Source organism: Apibacter sp. B3706 (assembly GCF_011082725.1).
Classification (GTDB): domain Bacteria; phylum Bacteroidota; class Bacteroidia; order Flavobacteriales; family Weeksellaceae; genus Apibacter.
Genome location: NZ_CP049715.1, coordinates 220,689 through 242,308 on the forward strand (window position 1 = coordinate 220,689; position 21,620 = coordinate 242,308).

General features: G+C 27.0%; 15 protein-coding genes. 11 read left to right on the top strand and 4 right to left on the bottom strand.

Annotated elements, in window-relative coordinates; genetic code table 11:
• Positions 1 to 123 precede the first annotated feature (123 nt).
• Positions 124 to 2,919, bottom strand: coding sequence for a hypothetical protein (locus tag G8C41_RS00980; RefSeq protein ID WP_166005843.1), 2,796 nt, complete (start codon positions 2,917 to 2,919; stop codon positions 124 to 126).
• A 190-nt stretch (positions 2,920 to 3,109) separates the two neighbouring features.
• On the opposite strand from G8C41_RS00980, the gene G8C41_RS00985 reads away from it, so the two are divergent.
• The 5 genes from G8C41_RS00985 (at position 3,110) to G8C41_RS01005 (ending at position 9,647) form a co-directional block, all read left to right on the top strand.
• The gene (locus tag G8C41_RS00985; RefSeq protein WP_166005844.1) at positions 3,110 to 4,492 is read left to right on the top strand and encodes a T9SS type A sorting domain-containing protein; all 1,383 of its coding nucleotides are present in this window, start codon (positions 3,110 to 3,112) and stop codon (positions 4,490 to 4,492) included.
• Between the two features lie 42 nt (positions 4,493 to 4,534).
• Positions 4,535 to 5,725, top strand: coding sequence for a hypothetical protein (locus G8C41_RS00990; protein WP_166005845.1), 1,191 nt, complete (start codon positions 4,535 to 4,537; stop codon positions 5,723 to 5,725).
• 223 nt (positions 5,726 to 5,948) lie between these two features.
• Positions 5,949 to 7,343 (top strand): T9SS type A sorting domain-containing protein, encoded by a 1,395-nt coding sequence (locus G8C41_RS00995; RefSeq protein WP_166005846.1) that lies wholly within the window; start codon positions 5,949 to 5,951, stop codon positions 7,341 to 7,343.
• 23 nt (positions 7,344 to 7,366) lie between these two features.
• The gene (locus G8C41_RS01000; RefSeq protein ID WP_166005847.1) at positions 7,367 to 8,575 is read left to right on the top strand and encodes a hypothetical protein; all 1,209 of its coding nucleotides are present in this window, start codon (positions 7,367 to 7,369) and stop codon (positions 8,573 to 8,575) included.
• A gap of 124 nt (positions 8,576 to 8,699) precedes the next feature.
• A complete protein-coding gene (locus G8C41_RS01005) occupies positions 8,700 to 9,647 on the top strand; it encodes a DMT family transporter (RefSeq protein ID WP_166005848.1) in 948 nt (315 codons plus the stop codon).
• A gap of 93 nt (positions 9,648 to 9,740) precedes the next feature.
• On the opposite strand, the gene G8C41_RS01010 is transcribed toward G8C41_RS01005, so the two are convergent.
• Positions 9,741 to 11,072 (bottom strand): HTTM domain-containing protein, encoded by a 1,332-nt coding sequence (locus G8C41_RS01010; protein ID WP_166005849.1) that lies wholly within the window; start codon positions 11,070 to 11,072, stop codon positions 9,741 to 9,743.
• A 55-nt stretch (positions 11,073 to 11,127) separates the two neighbouring features.
• On the opposite strand from G8C41_RS01010, the gene G8C41_RS01015 reads away from it, so the two are divergent.
• Entirely contained in the window at positions 11,128 to 11,379 is a 252-nt protein-coding gene (locus tag G8C41_RS01015; RefSeq protein WP_166005850.1) for a hypothetical protein, read from the top strand.
• A 472-nt stretch (positions 11,380 to 11,851) separates the two neighbouring features.
• On the opposite strand, the gene G8C41_RS01020 is transcribed toward G8C41_RS01015, so the two are convergent.
• Entirely contained in the window at positions 11,852 to 13,372 is a 1,521-nt protein-coding gene (locus tag G8C41_RS01020; RefSeq protein ID WP_166005851.1) for a lipopolysaccharide biosynthesis protein, read from the bottom strand.
• Positions 13,373 to 13,625: 253 nt separating this feature from the next.
• Between G8C41_RS01020 and G8C41_RS01025 the strand changes: the two genes are divergently transcribed.
• Positions 13,626 to 14,174, top strand: a complete 549-nt coding sequence (locus G8C41_RS01025; RefSeq protein WP_166005852.1) for a hypothetical protein — start codon at positions 13,626 to 13,628, stop codon at positions 14,172 to 14,174.
• Positions 14,175 to 14,733: 559 nt separating this feature from the next.
• Here G8C41_RS01025 and G8C41_RS01030 read toward each other — a convergent pair.
• Positions 14,734 to 15,678 (bottom strand): 3-oxoacyl-ACP synthase III family protein, encoded by a 945-nt coding sequence (locus G8C41_RS01030; protein ID WP_105296627.1) that lies wholly within the window; start codon positions 15,676 to 15,678, stop codon positions 14,734 to 14,736.
• Between the two features lie 418 nt (positions 15,679 to 16,096).
• On the opposite strand from G8C41_RS01030, the gene G8C41_RS01035 reads away from it, so the two are divergent.
• The 4 genes from G8C41_RS01035 to G8C41_RS01050 all read left to right on the top strand — a co-directional run bounded on the left by G8C41_RS01035 (position 16,097) and on the right by G8C41_RS01050 (position 21,267).
• The gene (locus G8C41_RS01035) at positions 16,097 to 17,314 is read left to right on the top strand and encodes a DUF6051 family protein (RefSeq protein ID WP_166005853.1); all 1,218 of its coding nucleotides are present in this window, start codon (positions 16,097 to 16,099) and stop codon (positions 17,312 to 17,314) included.
• A gap of 551 nt (positions 17,315 to 17,865) precedes the next feature.
• The gene (locus G8C41_RS01040; protein ID WP_166005854.1) at positions 17,866 to 19,725 is read left to right on the top strand and encodes a hypothetical protein; all 1,860 of its coding nucleotides are present in this window, start codon (positions 17,866 to 17,868) and stop codon (positions 19,723 to 19,725) included.
• A gap of 682 nt (positions 19,726 to 20,407) precedes the next feature.
• A complete protein-coding gene (locus G8C41_RS01045) occupies positions 20,408 to 20,599 on the top strand; it encodes a hypothetical protein (protein WP_166005855.1) in 192 nt (63 codons plus the stop codon).
• 203 nt (positions 20,600 to 20,802) lie between these two features.
• On the top strand, positions 20,803 to 21,267 hold the full coding sequence (locus G8C41_RS01050) for a hypothetical protein (protein ID WP_166005856.1): 465 nt from the start codon (positions 20,803 to 20,805) through the stop codon (positions 21,265 to 21,267).
• Positions 21,268 to 21,620 lie beyond the last annotated feature (353 nt).

Below are 21,620 nucleotides of genomic sequence, written 5' to 3' on the forward strand. Positions count from 1 at the left end.
AAACAAAGTTACGATTTTTGTAACTTATCTTGTTGAATGTTTTATGCTATTCGTTATTACTTATTTTATGAAGAAAACATTGTTTAATTTAATGTATGTTATTCTTGTAAATCTTATTTTTTATTAAAAAATCAATAAAGTTTCTTTAAGTCCACTGAGCGTTAGTTTCCATAGAAAATTAAAAAATGATTTGTCTTTACTTCTTTCTACTTTTTTAATTTTCGACATTTTTAGGGAGTCTTTTGAATTTTTTATTAAGGCAAGATTTGCAAGAGAAGAAAGGAATTTTTTTTCTCTTTCACCATCCTTTTTATATAGGGTAATTTTTAAATTTTTATAATTCATACCGAATGTACCGTTTCCAACTGTATTATCGCCATTAAAATTAAATGAGACTTTTTGGATATCTCCGTTTGCCGATATATGTAAATACGGTTTTATAAATGGATTCAATTTTTCGGCAGGAAGTCCGTATAAATTTCCTTTAACGGTAAAATTATCCGATTTATTTAATGTATTAAATTTCCAACTGGCAGATAGTTTTCCGGATTTCATGAAAGTACTTTTAAAATCTATGACTACATCGGGTAAATGAGAAACATTATATCCACCGGAAATATTTTTGATTTTTGCATTGATATTGGTAAAGAAAATTTTTCCAATATTGTTAGTAAGGGATTCTTCTTCATACGTTAAGGAAGAATTATAAAAATGAATTTCTTTAATATTTAACTTAAATTTTAATTTTCTAAGTTTTTCGCTGAAAAAAGGTTTGTAAACTGGTTTGTAAACATTGTCAGGAATGTCGTATTGATGGATAGTGGTTTGCATATTTTCAACGATGACTTTAGGAGCAATAAAATCGATTTGTTTATCTAATGGACCCCAATTTATTTTGGGTATTGCAATTTTGGAAAGATTTACCGTATAAGCATCAATACCCTTTTTTTTCATAAAATTCAATTGACTTTTTTGGGGCCGTATATTTATAGTGTTTGCATATAGGGAAGTATGGGTAAGTAACAGATGGTTCATTTGTAACGTATGAGATCCCATATCATAATAAATATTTTTGCCTGTTATATTAAATTTTGAAAAAGAAAAAGGGAAACCGAAGGTATGGATATCGGATGAGTCCTTTACCTTAATATCGTATAGTGAAAGCTTTAAATCTTTTACTGATGTAGTGAGTGTTGTATTGGCTGCGTTATATTGATTGATGGAGGATTTGCCGATTAAAAATGTATCTAAACGAATTTCTGTATCCAGGTCGTACGTGTTGAAATGTATATTTTTTGATTTGACTTTAACTTTTGGATTTTGAAATACAGAAGCTTTCATTTCATTTATAATCAGAGAAGAAGCTTGTAAACTGAATTTATTGTTATTCAAATCCCAATTTATCCTCGGGAGTAGTATATGATCCATATGGATTTTATAAAGGTTTTTGCTTACTTTTTGTGCTGCAAATTTTTGAGGAGATATAGTTGGAAGAATGTTTAAATTCTTTGCTTCAAATTTATTGTCAGATAAAATCATTTTATCTATTTTGAAATTATAATATTTAAATCCCGTATAAAATATATGGTTTGCTTCCAATTGAAAATTTGAGTAGGAGAAAGGAATATATTTTTTTGTATTAGTAAATATCGTATTGATATTTATATCATGAATCGAATAATTAATGTTTCCCATTTCCAATAATGAGTTATTAGCCGGATTGAAATATTGTATATGTGAATTAGCTATGATGAAATTTTTTATCTCAAGAACATCGTCGAATAAATAGGTAAATTTGCCTGCATTGTTTTTAGCTGATTTAGTTTCATAAGGTTGTTTTATAATTAAAAAATTATCATATAATTTTAAACGTTCCAGGGTGATTTTATCATTAACTTTGTTGATTATTTTTAGAATTTCGATATTTACATTATTGCTTGTTAAATGATTATTGAAATTTAATTTCGATTTAAGTATTTGGATGGTATCAATACTCAAATTAAAAGGGATTATTCGGTCAATATGCTCCGTAATGTTTTTAGGTTTTGAATTTGAATTTTTTTCAATGATTGCGATATGAGTGGAATCAACTTCAATTTTAGAGGTTTTAAGATAAAAGTAACCGTTTTTATCATATCCCCAATCTAAATTTTTGACCTTTGCGGTCGGGACCTCTATAGAAAGTAAGGTTTTTTGAAAATAATTTCCGGTTTTAAAATTCTCTTCGGATATATTCGGATATAAAAGTATTTGATTGGTTTCAAGAAATCCGTTGGTAAACTTAAACTTTTTTAATTGTAATTGGTGAATTTCATCGAGCTGATAAAATATATCTGACACTTCCAATTTTACTTTATCGTAAGTAAGCGGTATACGTTTTTCATTATCTACCATATCCCATAATACCCCGGAAAGATGAAGGTTTAGATTTCGTAAAGAAGCTTTTTTAGCTCCGTCTGCCTTGTCGTAAAGAGCTAAATTTCCTTTGTTAATTTCAAATTTTCCAATTTGAATTGAATTTCCAAGTTTGTACCTTACTAAATCATTTTTGTGATTTAATGAATCCGCATATTGTTTACAAACAATATCCGGTTGGTCAATTTCGATGAGATCTGCCGCTAAATCTTTGAACAGTAAAAATCGTATAAATTTTACCCCGTGTATTACTATTTTCTTTACTTTGATGGTATAAATGCCCTTTTTGTTGGACTTGGGAGCAATATTGATATCACTTATGTTCATTTCTCCCTGGAGTAGCGAATAAGTAACATCAGAATAATTAAAATTATATGGTGTATCATTTCTTTTAGAAATGAAATCAGGTAAACTGTTTTTAATCCAACTATTAATTCCAAAGTTAAGTACAACTCCCAGAATAAAGAGAAAAATTAATCCTAATGAAATTTTTTTCCATTTCATACAATTGGATTCTTTTTTATCAAATATATATAAAAAATAAATCCAAGAATAATAAAATAAAAATAAAAGTGAATTATTGGGTTGGAAAAGTAAATGATAAGAGAATTATAATTTTGAAAAGATTTAAATCCTAGATAATATTTTATCCAAGATTACTATCTTTAACCCATTAATAATTAAAAGATGATCTATGAAAAAAATTTTATTAGTTTTATGGGTAAGTGTTCTTACTTTACAAAATTTTAATGCGCAAAATTCAAAAGCAGTTTGGGAGAAAAAATTAGATGAGGGAAATCTTTGTTATCCTAGCATTAATGATATGGCCAAAACCCGATCTAGGGGAGTTGCGCTAATTGGAGATTGTCCTTTAGCATTAGGGATATTATCTAAAATATTTTTTCTAAACCCAAACGGTGAATTAATCAAGGAAAATTTCTTAGATACTGATTTAAATGGTGGAATCAGAATAGCTAATAAGATAATTCCCAATTCTGACGGTTATGTTATTTTTGGTATAGATGAAAAGAAATTTTCAGATAAATCAAAAAATAAATTGGATAATTTATGGATGATGCAGACCGATTGCAATGGTGGTGTAATAGAAACAAAAATTATTTGGAGTAAGAAATCTTTTGATAAGAATAATAGTGGATATGGAACGATTGAAATTCTATCTGTTAAAACAATTAGTGACGGTTACTTACTTACAGCAAAAATATACGATGAAAACAATCAATTTGTTAAAGTTGTTTACAAACTTGATAAGAATGGTCAAGTTTTATGGGAAGTTAATTTTGATGAAAAGTTAAGTTTTGAATATTTTGAGGTACTAAAAGAAACTGTTCATAACGAATACTGTATAATAGGGTATATTAAAGAAAGTTATAGATCATCCAATAAAAATTTTTATGTCAAGTTAGACAAGGAAGGAAAGATTTTGACTCAACATGAAATAGTTGAGTTGGGTGATTTTAAAATGAAACCCATCACAAATAAAAAAAATAAGCTCTTATTTTCAGTTAAAAATGAAGAAAATAAATTTATGGTAGTTGAGCTAAATGAAGATGGAAAAGTGATATCTAAGATTATCTATGATAAGGTTATGGAAAATGATTCCACTTGGATGGAAACTGATGATGATTGCTATCTTATCGGAGGAAATGAATTTGTTAAAATAAATAAAAAGGGAGAAATCATATGGAAAGAAAAAGTAAATAATAATTATGGTTATAATAATCTATTTAATTTAGGAAATAATGAATATATAGCTTTTAATAATTTTAATATTTTAAAACTTAAGGATCAGCAGCCATTCTTAGGAATAGATGATGTTACTGAAAAAAGAGAGAACGTATTTTTATATCCTAATCCGGTTGACAGCTATTTATATATAAATGTTCCAAAAGGAGAAAAAATCAAAAAAATATTGGTAACCGATATTAGTGGGAAAAAGGTGTTTGAACACAATACATATCAGGATAAATTAGATGTTTCAATGTGTCTGCCTGGTGTATACTTTTTAAAAATAGAAACCGAATCTAAAGTATATGTTCAAAAAATACTTAAAAAGTAAAAAATTATTTTTTATTTAATAATTCACCAAAAAATAGAGACAATGAAAAATATAATTATACTACTAAGCATATTATCTTTTACAACTGTATATGCGCAAAACCCTAAGATTAATACCTTAAATACTTTTGAAGGTCCGAGTCAAGTAAAAACTATTATAAAGAATACGAAAGGCAATTATGTGCTATTAGAAAATATATGGTGTTTTGAGCCTGAATTTGGAAATGTTTATTCCATAATAATAAATGAATTAAATGATGAAGGCAAGGTTATATGGTCAAGAAATTTAGAAAAAGTAAATTCAGATGAAAAAGGTATTTTTTTAATAGAGAATGATAAAGGGTATTCAATTTTTACAGAGGATGGTCAATTGATCAAAATTGATAATTCAGGAATTATTTATTTTAGAAAGAAAACAGGTTTTATGATGCCTCGAAATATATTGGCATCAAATAAAGGAGGTTTTTTTATTTCAAACACTTTTAATAAAGAGGATATATGGATATCAAAGCTAAATTCACAAGGTGAAATAGAATGGGAAATAACTAAAGATCAGTATAAGGCAGTATATGTTTCAATCAGACAAAAATCTGTAAACGGAAATTATTTGGCGTTAGTAAAAAAGAAAGATAAATCAGATGTTTCAAATTTCTATATAATGGAATTTACTGATTATGGTGAAATAATATCAGAAAAACAAATACCTAATCATATCATTTATCAATCTAATAAAAATCTAGGTTTTTATCAAGACAGGTCCGGTAATTATTTAGTTTCCAGTACAGAAGATACTTCTGATCATGAAGTCAAATATGATTTTAGTTCAGAAGATATCAGATTAGTGAAATTAGATAAAGATTTTAATGTAATATTTAATAAATTATATGGTTATGCAATAGGTAATGACTTTTATTCAACCTATTTAGGAAAAATTATTGAATCGGAAGAAGGAGGATATCTTTTTAGCTGTAGGGAAACATTTAATACAACAACTTATTTTGATAGCAGTATATTTAAAATTGATGAGAATGGAAATTTACAATGGTATGAATCTTTTCATCTTAATAAGGCTACTTTTATTGATTCTTTAATTCCAATGGGTAAAAATACCTATATGGTTTCTGTCTACTCAGAGTTTAATCCAATGGATTATTTTTCAGAATCAAAAATTTTTAAAATTACAGATATTTTAAATTCTAACTTTAATCCGTTGTTGTGTCCGGCAGAAGATTAAAGATTAAAAAAAGTGATTTAAAATTTTATTAATTATAAAACTAGATTATTTGAAAAATAATCTAGTTTTTTTATGAAATATAAAAAATAAATTTATTACTCTAAACAACATAGTTTCCATTTGTTTATAGTCGGATAATACTTTTTTAAAATAAATATTAAAATCCCGTAGAGTATTTTATCCAAGATTACTACTTTTATGCACTAAAAAATAAAAGTGATTTATGAAAAAAATTTTACTAGTTCTATGGGCAAGCGTTCTTACCTTGCAAGAAAGTAATGCGCAAAGTGCAGAGGTACTTTGGGATAAAGAAATTGGTTCTTTAGTCGAGGATTTTAACAAGCTATCTAATGGTGGATTTGCATTAGCTACTTTTAAAGAGGAAAATTTTTTGGATAACAAGGTTTATTCACATTCAAAATTAATTTTAACGGATTCTCTAGGGAAAAATCTAAAAGAAACCTATTTAGGTAAGGATATCTATGGAGGAAATAGATATGTTTATAAAATAATAGCAAAACAGGATGGTTATACAATTTTTGGACTGGATAGAAATCACTATTCGGATATAGAGGAAAATGATAGAAGTGGTGTATGGATGATGGATGCAGATTGTAATGGTACTGAAATCTCTTCAAAAGTAGTCAGGCCGATTAATTGGGAAAATAATTCATGTGGGTTGGATAAATGCTTAATAGAGATAAATTTTCTTCAACCTGTTGAAGATGGTTATATAATAAATGTAATAGACTATTCTGATTATTATAATATTGGTGATAATAGTGTACTTTTTAAAATTGATAAATTAGGGCAATTAAAGTGGAAAAATGAATTAAAATTTATAGAAGCTCTATCCATGAGAGAAACCATAGATAATGAATATATCTTTATAGCAAAATTCTGTGATCATAACAGGTCTTGTAAAAATTATTTATTAAAATTAAATAAAGAAGGTGATATACTCATTAAAAAAGAAATTTTGGATTTAAATGAAATTAGTTATATCACTAATAAAAACAAAAAATTTTTATTTTCATATTTTAACGAGAATAATAAACTTCAGATAGTTGAACTAAATGATGAAGGGGAAATTATATTTAAAAGTCACTATGATGAGATTAGTAAACAATACTGCAAATTAATTGAAACTGAAGATAATAACTTTTTTGTATTATTAAGTAATGAACTTATTAAAATTAATAAGAAAGGGAATATCCTATGGCAGCAAGATATAAATATAAAATGTGGAAATTATCAAATTTCCAATTTGGGAAATAATGAATATTTAATTTTCGGAGGATATAGTGGATTGAATAAAAATAATGGTTTTGTTATTAAAATAAAAGATAATCAGACTTATCTGGGAATTGAGGATCAGGATAAAAAAAATGAATCAATATATTTATACCCCAACCCGGTTGAAACCTATTTATATATAAAAACACCCGATAATCAAATAGTTAAAAAAATAATTATAACAGATATTACGGGGAAAATACTAATAGAAAGAAGAGAGATGCAAGATAAAATAAATATGTCAATGTATGCTCCGGGTATATATGTTATCAAAATTGAAACCGAAAACAGTCATTATATACAAAAAGTATTAAAAAGGTAGATAATTTAATTTGAAAATATAAAATGAAAAATATAATTATAATAATAAGTATTTTATTTATAACTAATTTATCGGCGCAATTTCCAACATTAGTAGAAAAAAATTCTTTTGAAAATTTTGAAATATCCTCACTAATAAAAACTAAAAATGGAAGTTTTGTTTTAACAGGTTTCTTTTGTCCAATATTGGAAGTAAATGAGGAAAAAGGTGAAGAAATTAATTACAAGAATCGATTATGGAGTGCAGAATTAGATCAAAACGGGAAAACTATATGGTCAAAAATTTTAACCGATGGAATAAAAGATAGTATAATTGGAAAATACATAGCAGAAGGAAATTCGGGCTTCTTAATATTAACAAAAAATTTAGGTAATAATCAACATCAGTTAGTTAAAATTAATAATTCTGGTGATATATTATGGAAGAAAAATGTAGGAAAATCTTCAAAATTAATATCAGCTAATAAAGGAGGTTATATTCTATTAGGAAAATATAATAAAGAAAATAATTGGATATATAAATTAAATGAAAATGGAGAAGAGCAATGGAAAATATCAATGTCCCAATTTAATAACCAAAAGATGGTGGATGTTATAAACACAATAGATTACCAATATATTGTATTAGCCTATGACATTAATGAAATAGGTGAAAAAAAATGGAATCTGGTTAAGTTTAATGATGAAGGTAAAATAACTTGGAAAAAAAAATTAGTGAGTAATATTTTTGCAAATTCTGATTATAAATTAGGCAATTTTATTCAAGATAAATTAGGAAATTATATAATAGCGACTACGGAAAAATATGTAATACATTCTGATATAAGAATAACAAAAGTAAATGAAAAAGGTGCAATTTTATACAGTAAACTGTATGGGTTTGATATAGGTAAAGATAAGCCAATTAATGAAATTGCTTATGGAATTATCGAAGCGGAAAATGGTGGATATATCTTTGGGGGCAGAATTTATGAATTTGCAACTTCCGTGGGTAGAGATGTTTTATGTTTATTTAGAATTGATGAAAATGGAAATTTTTTATGGTTTGATAGTTATAGGAAATTTAAATATAATAATATCATTTCTTTTCAAACTTTAAATGATAATAAATATATTATAGGATTAACTTCAAATTGGGATGATGAGAGAAATAAAAATTATACTTTCATATTATCTTTAACAGATAATTTTGATGCTAAAAACGATCCAATGCTTTGTCCATTAGTCGAATAATTATTTAATCGGCATTTGATAGTCTAAAAAAATTAAAACATATGTAAACTAGATTATTTTTTGAATAATCTAGTTTTTTTTGTGAAATATAAGAAATACATTTGCAGCAAATTTTGCACTAAAAATGAGGGCAGCAAGGTATATATTATTACGCTTACCAAGAAAGTCAAAAGCACTGGTTGGGAAATATGGAAAAGGATCCTTTTTTAAAGGATCATTGAGCGCAATTATTTCATCCATGACCTATGGATTAATTCCTTTATTTAGCATTCCTTTAATGAAAAAAGGATTGAATTTTGATACTGTTTTGTTTTATCGATTTTTATTAGCATGTATTGCTGTCGCAATACTGATGAAAATAAAAAAAGTACATTTTTCAGTTTCCTTGAAAGAATTTAAAGCATTAACAGTTCTAAGTTTACTTTGTAATACTTGTTCACTCTTTTTCTTTCTATCCTATACGTATTTAGGAGGAGGAGTTACCACTACCGTCCATTTTTTATATCCTGTTTTTGTTACCATCATTATGGGAATCTTTTTTCGTGAAAAAATTTCCGTTAAAGGTTTTATTTCAATACTATTGGCTGTAGTTGGTGTTGCACTTTTATCTTTGGGAGAAGGAATTGGTCACATCAATTTCAAAGGAATTGTGTTTGCTCTTTCAGCAGCAATATTTTATGCATTTTTCCTGGTATTATCCGTTAAATCAACGGTAAAAGATATGCCGGTGCTTAGATATACCTTTTATATTCAAGTTATTGGCGTGGTTTATCTTCTTATATTCTGTTTATTGACCGGTTCTTTTCAATGGTTTCCGGTAAAAGATACTTCATGTGTTCTAAATATAACATTATTAGCTTTAATTCCCACTATAGTATCAATTATAACTTTAGTTGAGGCAGTTAGAAGAATAGGATCTACTCTTACCTCAGTTTTAGGCGCATTTGAGCCCATTACCGCTGTTATTATAGGAGTAGTAGTGTTTTCAGAACCCTTTTCCTCCATGATGTTAGTTGGTATTCTCCTCATAATAACGGGTGTTTTTGGGATTATAGTATCTCAAAAAAAGTAATGATATGATTTAATTTATTTTTACAATATTAAACAATACAAATAGTAAGCTTCAATTTTATTTAGCACTAGACTGTTAAATTTAATAAAAAATCTATTTTCTGTAATCATCGTATAAAAGAATCCAATCGGAATGCTTAAAATAATCCCAGCTTACATCTGCTAAATCAATTTTTGGGTCAATAAACCTCTTATAGGGATGAGCATTCACGGATACTTGAGTATCGGCATAAATTTCTACATCTATATGACGCAATTTGAAATCCTCTTTTACATATTGAGCTGCTTGCCATATAAAGTCAGGGTAACAATTGATTCTAAGTATTTGTTTATCAGTAAATATATCCTGCATACGAAACGGTAGAATTTTTTTAGTTTTTTTATCAATAACAGTAAAATGTGTTGACCCATTACGTTGTCTCAGCATCATTCTCCAACTTAACCGATGCCCCTCTTCAGTCCAAAATACATTTCCTTTAATGAAATAATGGCGTATTGGCAAAATCAATTGAATGGTGAAATAAATTACTAAGAGAAAATACACTGTTTTTTTATTAGAGTAATTATATTTATTTTCTTCGAAAGAAAGATTTGGACGCTTTTTGAAAAATATTTTACGGATGGTTTCCGGAGGATAGAAAAAAACGGTAAAGCTTAAGGCAAAATAGGGGAAAATTCCTACGTTTAGAATAAACGAATTAGCAAGATGAAAAATTAAACAGGCAATTAAGGCTAACGTTCGGGTTTTTTTCCAAAGCATTAAAGGAACAACCAATCCGTCAAATAAAATTCCAAGATAAGCTATAGAAATATAAAACCATTTTTGGGTAAAAAATTGGCCGATCAAAGGGATATTTGTTTTATTGGAATATAATAAACGCGTAAAGGTTCCATCTAACCAATCAGGATAAAGTTTGGCAATACACGCAAAAAAATATAAAATGGATATTTGAAATAATAAAACGAATGAGCACCATTGAGGCATGGTCAATGACCTTATATTTTTATTTCTTCTTGAGTCCAAAGAATAATAAGCATTCGCAGGTAAAAAGAGCATAATAATACATATTAGAATTAAAAAATAATAATGATTATTATAGGCAGTTTTTTGCATTAAATATTGAGCCGTCCACAATATAGTAAAGCATGAAAGACTTAAACGATATCTATAACCTATCATAACCAAAAGTCCCAATATACCTAAACAAATAAAATAAAGATACATACCATATCCCGGTAGAGGGTGGAGCCAAGTAAAACCAATAAACGGGAAAAAGACTTTAGGAGTAATTAAATTGATATTTACCCAACCTGTTAAAATTGCCCCCCAAGTTTCCGTCAATAGCAAAAATCCAAATAGTATACGGAATACAATCAATGGCGAATTATCTATTTTGCGAAATAAACTTTGTCTTGATAGTACCATGCTATATTTATTTGTTATATAATAAAGGTAGTAAATAAAAAGTAATTCAAAATAAATGATTTCGAGTAAATTTAATAATGATATAATTCCTATTGCTAAATGGATTCTTAAAATAAGAAAAAGATATTTAGTATTAATTACCTTAGAATTTCCAAATATTGATGATCAAGTAAGGCCACTTATACAAAGAAATCGTTTAACTGTTACCAATGATGACTTGGTAAGAAATTTAATTTTGATTAGATCTTATTATAATGCATATGATTTATTACAATTGAGCACAGCATTAAACTTTTTAAAAATTTAAAGCGGCCATACAATGACCGCTTTATTTGTTTTCACAGCATAGAAAGAATATCTATCTGTGAATGCTCAAAATTATAATTATAAGATAAAATAAATATTAATGCAAATATAGTAAATTTATTTTAATATGCTATTATAAATATTTATTTATATATTTAATTATTATAATTAATAGAATAAATGAATATATTTATTTAAATATTCTATGGTTAAAGTACGTTAAATAAAGGGTTAAACAATAATTAGAAATTATAAATTTATTTCATAAAAATTTATTTATTATTCATAATGATATAAAATAATAAAATTGAATTTTTTACTTTAAAATTTTTTGTCTTTTAAAAAAGTATGATTAACAATCAACGTTGTTCTTGGTTATATGTAAGAGATAGTAGGGATATAGAAAGATGAATATTTGAAAACGATGATTTCTATTATGAGAAAAAACTGAATGTAGTAAAAACTTCTGAAAATTAGTTCTTTTTGCGTTTTTTCAGTTGTACGAGTTTTTTCTTAAAAATTTTTACATCCCTATATTCAATTTTTAAAGTCAGGTATAAGAAAATAAAAAATAAAATATTACCAACCCCAATTCTTACTGCCATGCGATTGCTGCAATAATAGGCAATAAAGCTTAACAATGAACTTCCACCTATATAAAAAATCAGTTTTCGGTAATTGTAGGGTATGGGATACTCTTTTTGTCCCCAAAAATAGGATATAAGCATCATGGTTAAGTATGAAACAAAAGTTGCAATTGCGCACGCCCAATAGCCAAGATCCGTATATTTCAATCCAATAAAATTTAAAGCAACAGTTATAAACGCGCCAATTCCCGATATAATTGCACCATAATGAGTATTGTCAGATAATTTATACCAAATGGATAAATTGAGATATATTCCCAGAAACGTAGACCCTATTAATAGAACTGGTACAACCTGGAAGCCGCTCCAATAGTCGGTGTTTCTAATATAAAGACGACCGATCCAATCTAAGTTGGCTACTAAGAATAATAAAATAAAGGCACTAAATATAGCATAATACTTCATTAAAGTAGCATACGTTTTTCCTGAATTTTTGTCGTCAGCGTGAGAAAAAAAGAAAGGCTCAACACCCAACAGGTAAGCAGTCTTAAACAACGTTATAAAAGTAGCAATTTTGTATACAGCGCTGTAAATACCCATTTGAACTTCGGCAATGCCTTCCGGAAGGATATATTTAATAAATTGTCGATCCATGGTTTCATTAATAATTCCGGCTAGACCGGCAATGGTAATTGGCCATGCATATTTTAACATCTTTTTCCATAAAGAAAATTCAAAAGCATATTTACCATCAAGCATCGTGGGAATTAAAGCAAAGAATGTAATAATACTTGCAAATAAGTTTGCAGCAAAAGCATAACCTATTCCATAATCAAAATTGTAAATCTTACTAAAAAAAACAGCGCCAATTCCACCATTTTCAATTTGTTTAGGAATCCAAAATATTAATATAATTGTGGAAAAGAACATGGTTACTGAATTCAGTATTTTTAAAGAAGCAAAATATAATGATCTGTTTTGAATCCTGAGTTTTGCAAAAGGAACAGCTGAAATAGCATCAGCAGCAAGAATAAATAGAAACCATACTAAAAAAATTACCTCATCAGGGTGTTTAAATGCTGAGGCTAAGGGGTGTCTGGCAAGTATGCCAAACACTAAGAATAAGAGAGAAACAATGCAAACAGATGTAAATGAAGTAAAATAAACTGCATTTTGTCTTTTTTCGTGGTCTTTAAATTTTTGAAAAAAACGAAAGAAAGTAGTTTCCATTCCATGGGTAAGTAAAACAGAAAGTATACCCGCGGCTGAATAAAAATCAGCATATATTGAATATTTAGACGGACCGAAAGCTCGCACTAACATTGGAGTAAGGATAAATGGAAATACCCGGACTAAAACATTGCTTAATCCATATATTAATGTCTGACTAAATAACTTCTTATACAATGAGTTCTTTTTAAATTATTTCTGTTTCAGTTACGATAAATGTAATAATATAATTTTTAATTTTATATTATTGACAAATTTAATAAATTTGATTAGGTTTACAGATGTCAATTTTAAAATAGGGTAAAAGCTTAATGAAATTTATAATGAACTAACAGAGAGGTTTATAAGATTATTAAGTTCGCAATTGATATTGCATAGGCCTATATAAATATAATTATCTAAATAGCTACTAGGCAAGCTAAAATTACAAATGAAAAAAATATATTTTCTTCACGGATATCAAACTTCAGGAAAAAAATTCAATTGCTTACAAAATTTTTATCGCAATAGTAAAGAATTTAGTCTTATATATTGGGAATGGGATGAATTTATGGACATTCCCAAATTTTTAGAAGAAAAAGCAAAAATTTTCGAGGAAGATAAAGGAGATAAAATTATTATGGCAGACAGTATGGGGGCAAATCTTGCTTGGAATTTGGTAAATTTCTTTAAAGATATTCATTATGTTATGACTAATCCTGTTTTCTCTTCGGAACAAATTAAAGATCAAAAACGGATTCCTCCCGAAATGAAAGAAAAAATATTTTCGGCTACTTCTGAAAATATTTTAAACAAAAATATACATCTTATTATCTCTAAAAATGATGAAGTTCTTTATCCGGAATGTTATAAAAAAGTATTTGGTGAGTCTTTAAAGGTGTTGGAATTGGATGATTTACATGCCATTTTTCATATGGCTGAGTATATGCCTTTAATTCATCAAGTAATTTGTGAGGCATTTGAAAAATCCAAACGGTAAAAATTAATATTTATACTAGCTTCATAGAATTTTATTAAAAATAAATATTTGCATTATCGTCCAATAAAGATCTTGTTTAAAATTTATCAATATTAGTATACTATTTAATTGAAAATACACATATAAATGTTAACTGTCTTTTATAAAAGTATACATATGATTAGTTAATCTTACTTATGAAGTAGTTAACAAAAGATAATTATTTAAAATCTATAAAAAGATCTCTATAAGTTTTGTAAATCTTTTAGCATGATTACTAAAAGTTTCTAAAACGGATTTATAAACTACATTATATGTTTAATATAGATATGTGTTTTAAAATTATTTCTTACTAGAATTCATAGAACTGTTTATTAATAAAGAACAACACTTTAAAATTATAAAAAACAATACCCGACTATACAATAGTTTACATTTTGTATAGTTAAAAATTAGCAAAATAAAATTTTAAGAATGTATTGTAATACATTCTGAATAAACAAGATATTAAAATTTTATGATTCTTATAGCAATGAAATTTGAAATGGTAAGAACTTAAAAATTAATATCAGTTAGTTTTTTAATTAAATTTAATTAAGCATGTACCGCAAGAATAGCCGCCTCCAAAAACGGAAAGACATACAAGATCACCTTCTTTAAAAATATCATAATTCTGAGCAAAAACCAAAGGGGCACTTGCACACCCTGTATTGCCTAATTCTTCCACATTTGTAAGCGATTTATTTTCAGCTAACCCTAATTCATGACATACATTATTTAAAATTCTTTTATTTGCTTGATGACCGATAAAATAAGTTAGATCAGATATCGTATAACCATTTTTCTTGATTATAGCATCTGTTAGCTTTGTTAAATATATACACGCTTGAGTAAATACATCTTTACCATAAGGCATATGTAAACCATTTTTAGGCTCCATAGTAACCGCTTTAGGTCCATAGCCTATATTACCAAGACCAAGTGTATTAATATCTAAAACTTCAGCTTCATTTGGACGCATAGGTTCTGAGGAAAAAAATAGAGCAACGGCAGCATCCCCCCATAAATGTCCGGATTGAATGTCTTTATCATCTGAATAGCTGGAGTTTCTATCAGCACTTATTAATAATGCTTTTGAAGATATTTTGCTTTTAAAAAAAGAATTAATAATTTCCATACCATTGATGGCAGAAGAACATGCAGAAGATACATAAAAAGCTTTGGCATTGTTGATGTTAAACTCTTTTTGAATAATATGAGCTGTAGTACCCACCGTATCATTGGGTGTATAAGAAGCAAATACAATTAAATCTACTTCACTAATGTCGTAAGGCAAATTTTTAACAGCATCTTCAACGGCTTTAATGCTCATGTAGTCTATAGTTTCTTCTTCTGAAGCTCTGGCTCGGGTCAAAATCCCGGTCCTCTTAAAATACCAATCTTCGGATAAATCATTAAGTTTTGCAAAATAACTATTAGTAACTCTCTTAGTAGGTATATAACATCCTTTAGAATTTATAAACATTTTAAAATATTTAATTATTAAAATTTTTGCAAATATAGTCTTCTAATAAGTTATTTTTTAATTTATTTAGCTGAGTTTTATTAAAAGAACGCATATATTAACATATTATTAAGGGTAATTTAACATCAAATTTTATGCCATTGCTAATTATTTGTAAAATTAATTTAAAAAAAATGATTATAATTTAACTAATTGGCTAAATTTATATTTATAATGTATTTTTTGTTTTTAAGAAAATATTGAATCATCTGCGAATATTTTTTTTAATAATAAGATTAAATTATCTTTATTATTGCGAAAAAATATGGGTTTATATCCTATATATATTCAGAAAAATTATTATAATTGTAGCCTAAAATACCTAATAATAGTATAATTATTTGTGAGTCAATACCTAACTACAAATTTTAACATATAAATGAAATATTTAGACTTGTTTAATTATTTAAAGAAAATTGAAAATTATACAGCGGATGAAATTGAAATAGACGAGAATTTGGTTATTAGAAACTTTTCATTTAAATCAAATTATCGATTTATACTTCCAGGTGGTTTAGGTAATAATGATGATTATGAGTTCTTAAGTAATCCAATTAACGATCATGATCCGGATGTCATACAAAAGATGCTTAATAAAAAAGATGCAGATATATCCGAGAATATTGATTTTCGTTATCATATAATAATGCCTAAAAAAGAAAAAAAGGCAAAAGAAATAATTATTCTATTTCATGGGTTTAATGAAAAGTATTGGAGTAAGTATTTACCCTGGGCAACCTATTTAGCAGAAAAAACCGGAAAAGCTATTGTTTTATTTCCAATGGCATTTCATATGAATAGGGCTCCCTTGTTGTGGAGTAATTCCAGAGAAATGTATCGGGTAAGTGAGGAACGAAAAAAAAGAATTCCCATACTTATATGTTCCAGCCTTTCAAATGTAGCAATAAGTACACGTATAAATAATAAACCTCAAAGGTTTATTTGGTCGGGTTTACAATCCTATTACGATGTTATTGATTTTGTTGAAGATATTAAAGAAGATCTACATCCGGCAATTGATAAAGATGCTAAAATTGACTTTTTTGCCTATTCCATTGGTGCTTTTTTAGCTGAAGTTTTAAAAATGAGTAACAGAAACGGTTATTTCTCAGATACCAAATGTGCCATTTTTTGTGGAGGTGCCGTATTTAACCGATTAACACCCGTTTCCAAATTTATTTTGGATAGTGAAGCCGGAGTTGGGTTATATTCCTTTATTGTTGAACATATGGAAAGTCATATGAAAAGAGACGAGATTCTTCGACACTATATGTATACTGAACCGGAGGGGCCTAATTTCAGGAGTATGCTTTGTTATAAAAACCTAATTAAAGAAAGGGAAGAAACATTTAGAAAAATCAGCGATCAATTTTATGTAATTACTTTGGCTAAAGATGAAGTGATCCCTTCCTACGAAATTATGAATACATTGCAAGGAACGGCAAGAGATATTCCGGTAAAAATTGAATTAATGGATTATCCATACACATATATTCACGAAGACCCATTTCCTTGTGGAAAAGAAATCTCAGATGAAGTTGATGAATGTTTTACCTTTACATTTGATAAAATTTGTAATTTCTTAATGGAAAAATAAATTATTGTTCTTCCATCTATTTAAAAATATCTTTTTTCTTGGTATAAAAAATAAAACCTATTTTAAATTTAGTAGCAGATTATCCGGGTTTAGCTTGATGTATACTAAATTAGAATTGGAATTTTTTATATTAAATCATATAATGCTTAAAAAAACATAATATATTCTGCAAATTGAAATCAATAGATGGTAAGTTTTAAAAAATTTCCGACTAAATCTAATAGGTATATTATATAGAGTAGATTTAAAAAAATTCATCGATTTTAAATAACCGATAAATTGTCTATTGATTATTAATTAAACATTTTTGTTCTTTATAAATTTTAATTACATAAATTATTTTATGGTTCTTATTTAAACATTTAACGTTTTAGCTATCAAGAAGTAAAGGGTTAAAATTTTTACGAACCTAATTAATAATTTATAATTTTTATATAAGAAATTTAAGAAATCTTCAAAATTTTAGGTATAAAAGGCTAATTAATTGTGAAAAATTTTATAATTTTAAAAAATACAATTAATAATAATACTATAACTACTAAAATTTGATTATGAGCAAGCCTAACTATTTGATTATTTTCTTATTATTTATTTACACACTTAATGCGCAAGTAGGAATCGGAAATGAATTTCCGGATCCCCAAACCATGTTAGATATCTCTTCCCCTAAAAATAACAAGGGAATTTTAATACCAAGACTAAGTCAGAAACAAAGAGATTCTATTGAAACCGCTGTTAGCAAAAATGGTTTGTTGATATTTAATACAACTGAAAACTGCTTTAATTACTGGAATAAGATCGAAGCGAGATGGATAAGTATTTGCGGTAATAAGTTAAATGCTGATTTCAGCATAGATTGTTCCACTATTAAAGTATTAGGAAATTATGTTAACGATGAAGCTCTTACCGCGGAAAATAAAATCGCTGTAACGGTGCATGTTACTAAACCGGGGCCCTATACAATTAGTGCTGTTTCTTCTCCGGATAACAGGTATTTTTTTTCTAAATCAGGAGAATTTCTTTCAACAGGGACTTACACAATTGAAATTCCGGGATATGGTACTCCTATAGATTTTACCCCTGAAAATAATTCAGGAGATGAATTTACTTTAACAACTCAGGAAATAAATGAAGTTAATTCATGTAAATTTAATGTCATTGTAAAACAGCGGGTAATGAAATCGGCATATAATTTAGATTGTTCTTCTATATCCGTTAAGGGATCTTATACAAGTGGATCTCAATTATCGCCTAATAATTATATTGAAGTAACCATAGGTTTTAATCCGATTAACATTGGAGCTCCATTATCTTTATATACAAATATTGTTGATGGTATTGGTTTTAAGACTGAAAATTTAACATTAGAAGGAGATCAGCAGAACAATAATAATATAATAACTCAAACGGTAAAGCTGAAAGGATATGGAATTCCGGAAGGTTATTCACCCAAAGAGTTAACTATATATTCTAACAGTGAATTATCAACCAGTTGTTCAGCATCGGTACCCATGACTTATTATTATGATTATGTGAAATTATATGCTACCGGTGCGGGAGTATATAATGCTTTGTCAACCGGTCCATATGGTGGTAATTTATCTTTAATGGTAAATAGTTCCGAAAATTTTGGTCCTTCACCAAACAGTATAGTTAAATTTAAAGGATGGATTGATAATAAAAATATATTAGATTCTCCCAAAGAAACAGAGTTAGAAAATTTGTTGCTGGGGGATAATCCACCGGATATACTTATTACCGGGCAAACATCTGAAATCACGCTTAAATCAGCTCCAATTTATGTAGAGTATCTTAAAAGAAAAGGGATTGTGCTTCTTTTTATAGAAGATCAAAGTCGTGTAGAACGTTTTTTTAAAGCTTTATATCCTGATTTGGCGATCAAAGGCTCATTGTATACTGATCAAAAAGGAAATGGTATTGTATGGGATTTTACAGACGCAGATAGTTCTGTTTTAAATGGTCCTTTTGGAGACATACGAGGAAAAAAATGGGGTGATGATGCTAGTCAAACAGTAGTTTTAGAATCATTGCCTATAGAAGATCTTGAAATATTTTCAGGAACTGAAGATGGAAGAATTTCTGCATTTAAACATAAAAAATATAATTTAATCTTTGTTGGAGATGGAGGATTTAATTCGTCACTAACTAATTATCCCAATAAAATGAATGGAAATGATGCAAGTTCTTATAAATATCCTATGTTAATAGATAAAGTTACAATTAACGATTATACATATCCTTATTATCCAATACCCAAGCCTAATTATGGGAATGTTAATATAGGAGGGCCTATTCATACTATATATAATTCAATTTTTACCGCAAATGCAATTGCTTGGGCTATAGAAACAGCTCAAACCAACGGAATTAATTCTCAGTCAAGAGAATAAATCGTTTGAAACCATGTAAAACAGTATAGTTTTTTAAGTTTCCGTTTGATTAACTAAAATAATATTTTTAGTAAAAGGTTACTGAATTATTGTAATAGTTTTATGTATTTAAACTCAATAAAAAAATTAAAATTTAGAAAGAAATTCTGATTTAAAAGAAAATAAATATAATTCTTAAATTAGATAATTAGCTTTATGTTACTTTTACTTTTGATTCTAAGTTTGCAATTTCAACAATTTTAAGAGTAGTTTTTAATCACATCTGATGTTTCCATAGATGTTCACTAGGAATCGTGCGATAATGTGTGATATTAATAATATTAATATATATTAGATCAATATTTATATTCATTATTTAATAAATTTCACTTGATAATAATAATTAATTATTTATTCAGTTAATTAAAAATAATTATAATTACACATTTTATTTTATTTGTAATTTTGAGGAAGTTTATAGATTAAGATTAAGCTGTTAGCTTTTTATTTTGTTATCTGAATTCTACCAAATTTAAATATATATGATAATAAGTAGAAACGATGGCAAATATCCAATGGAGGAAAAATACTTGTTCATTTATTTTAGGTTCTTTCAGATTACAATTAAGAGACTACAAACTCACAGCTTATTTTTATTAAAAAAATTGACTTTTGAGTTTGAAGTCCTTAAATAACTATAATCATGAAAAAATTATTAATTATTACATCTTTTACTTTAACAGCTGTGAGCTTTCTAACTTCATTTACAAATTCAGAAAAGATATCACAAGAAAGAAATTGCCAGTACGGTCAATGTATTAAAATAAAAAAAGACGGGTACCAATGCCGAAATTGTGCACAACAAGGAAGCTATTATTGTTGGTCACACCGTTAGATATTTACATTGGAAAAATAAGAAATCAATCAATTAATAAGAAAATTTTTATTGTGATATTTCCAAATCTAAATTTATAAAAAGGTATTTGATTTTAAATCTCAATATTTTTATATTTTAAAATTTGAATTAAATATGTTTAGATATAAATGTATTGAGATTTTTTAAATTAAATAATTATCAATTCAAAGAAAATAAAATGAATGATAAATATAATATTCGATTTATACATTTATTTAAATGGTCCGCAAAAAGGTTATGATTTAAAAAGATTTAGGAAAGAAATCTCAACTGATCCTGAGTATAATAAACGTGTTTATAAATATATTGGAGGTAAAAAAGCAGGAATTAATTACGATGCCTTTGCTGCTGCTACCGGGCTAACGGATTATTTGAAAAGAAAAAAAATAAATTCAAAGAAAGTTATCAACCCAATGATCCTAATAACTCCGCTGATCAAATTTATGAGGCAGATTATGCATATGTCGAAAAAAGTAAACCAAATAAAAGAAACTAAAGTAAAACAGGTTAATTCACAACGAGGGGAACATATACAATATGTATTTTCAAATTATGGAATAATTATATATATATTAGTTATTGTAATAGGTTTTACATGTAAAAGACTACTGTTGAATAATAAAATAAATAAGAAAAATCAAGAATAAACATATCAATAGTAAATATTTTTAATTTCATTTAAAATTAATGTAACGATTGTTTTATGATGGAATAATCTTATGCATTAAAATAATTTATTTAAAAATATATTTTATTGTAAAATAAATCCGTAAAATTTAGATAATAATATACTTTTGGTTGAAAATCTAGCATCAAGCTTAATATATTTAAGGATTTATGACTGACTTTAATAGTGTAAATAAATGGATAGAATTAGTAGTTAGCGATTTAAAAGGAAAATATAACTCTGTAAATGCCCTTTTTTGTAACTAATATGAGTTAATCTATTTTATATTACAAGTTGTTACAAAATTTTTGTTACAAATTTAAAAAAGTGTAA

Excerpts from the sequence above, each read along its gene's own strand:
- G8C41_RS00980 (WP_166005843.1), bottom strand. The coding sequence starts at position 2,919 with ATGAAATGGAAAAAAATTTCATTAGGATTAATTTTTCTCTTTATTCTG.
- G8C41_RS00985 (WP_166005844.1), top strand. The coding sequence starts at position 3,110 with ATGAAAAAAATTTTATTAGTTTTATGGGTAAGTGTTCTTACTTTACAA.
- G8C41_RS00990 (WP_166005845.1), top strand. The coding sequence starts at position 4,535 with ATGAAAAATATAATTATACTACTAAGCATATTATCTTTTACAACTGTA.
- G8C41_RS00995 (WP_166005846.1), top strand. The coding sequence starts at position 5,949 with ATGAAAAAAATTTTACTAGTTCTATGGGCAAGCGTTCTTACCTTGCAA.
- G8C41_RS01000 (WP_166005847.1), top strand. The coding sequence starts at position 7,367 with ATGAAAAATATAATTATAATAATAAGTATTTTATTTATAACTAATTTA.
- G8C41_RS01005 (WP_166005848.1), top strand. The coding sequence starts at position 8,700 with ATGAGGGCAGCAAGGTATATATTATTACGCTTACCAAGAAAGTCAAAA.
- G8C41_RS01010 (WP_166005849.1), bottom strand. The coding sequence starts at position 11,072 with ATGGTACTATCAAGACAAAGTTTATTTCGCAAAATAGATAATTCGCCA.
- G8C41_RS01015 (WP_166005850.1), top strand. The coding sequence starts at position 11,128 with ATGATTTCGAGTAAATTTAATAATGATATAATTCCTATTGCTAAATGG.
- G8C41_RS01025 (WP_166005852.1), top strand. The coding sequence starts at position 13,626 with ATGAAAAAAATATATTTTCTTCACGGATATCAAACTTCAGGAAAAAAA.
- G8C41_RS01030 (WP_105296627.1), bottom strand. The coding sequence starts at position 15,678 with ATGTTTATAAATTCTAAAGGATGTTATATACCTACTAAGAGAGTTACT.
- G8C41_RS01035 (WP_166005853.1), top strand. The coding sequence starts at position 16,097 with ATGAAATATTTAGACTTGTTTAATTATTTAAAGAAAATTGAAAATTAT.
- G8C41_RS01040 (WP_166005854.1), top strand. The coding sequence starts at position 17,866 with ATGAGCAAGCCTAACTATTTGATTATTTTCTTATTATTTATTTACACA.
- G8C41_RS01045 (WP_166005855.1), top strand. The coding sequence starts at position 20,408 with ATGAAAAAATTATTAATTATTACATCTTTTACTTTAACAGCTGTGAGC.
- G8C41_RS01050 (WP_166005856.1), top strand. The coding sequence starts at position 20,803 with ATGATAAATATAATATTCGATTTATACATTTATTTAAATGGTCCGCAA.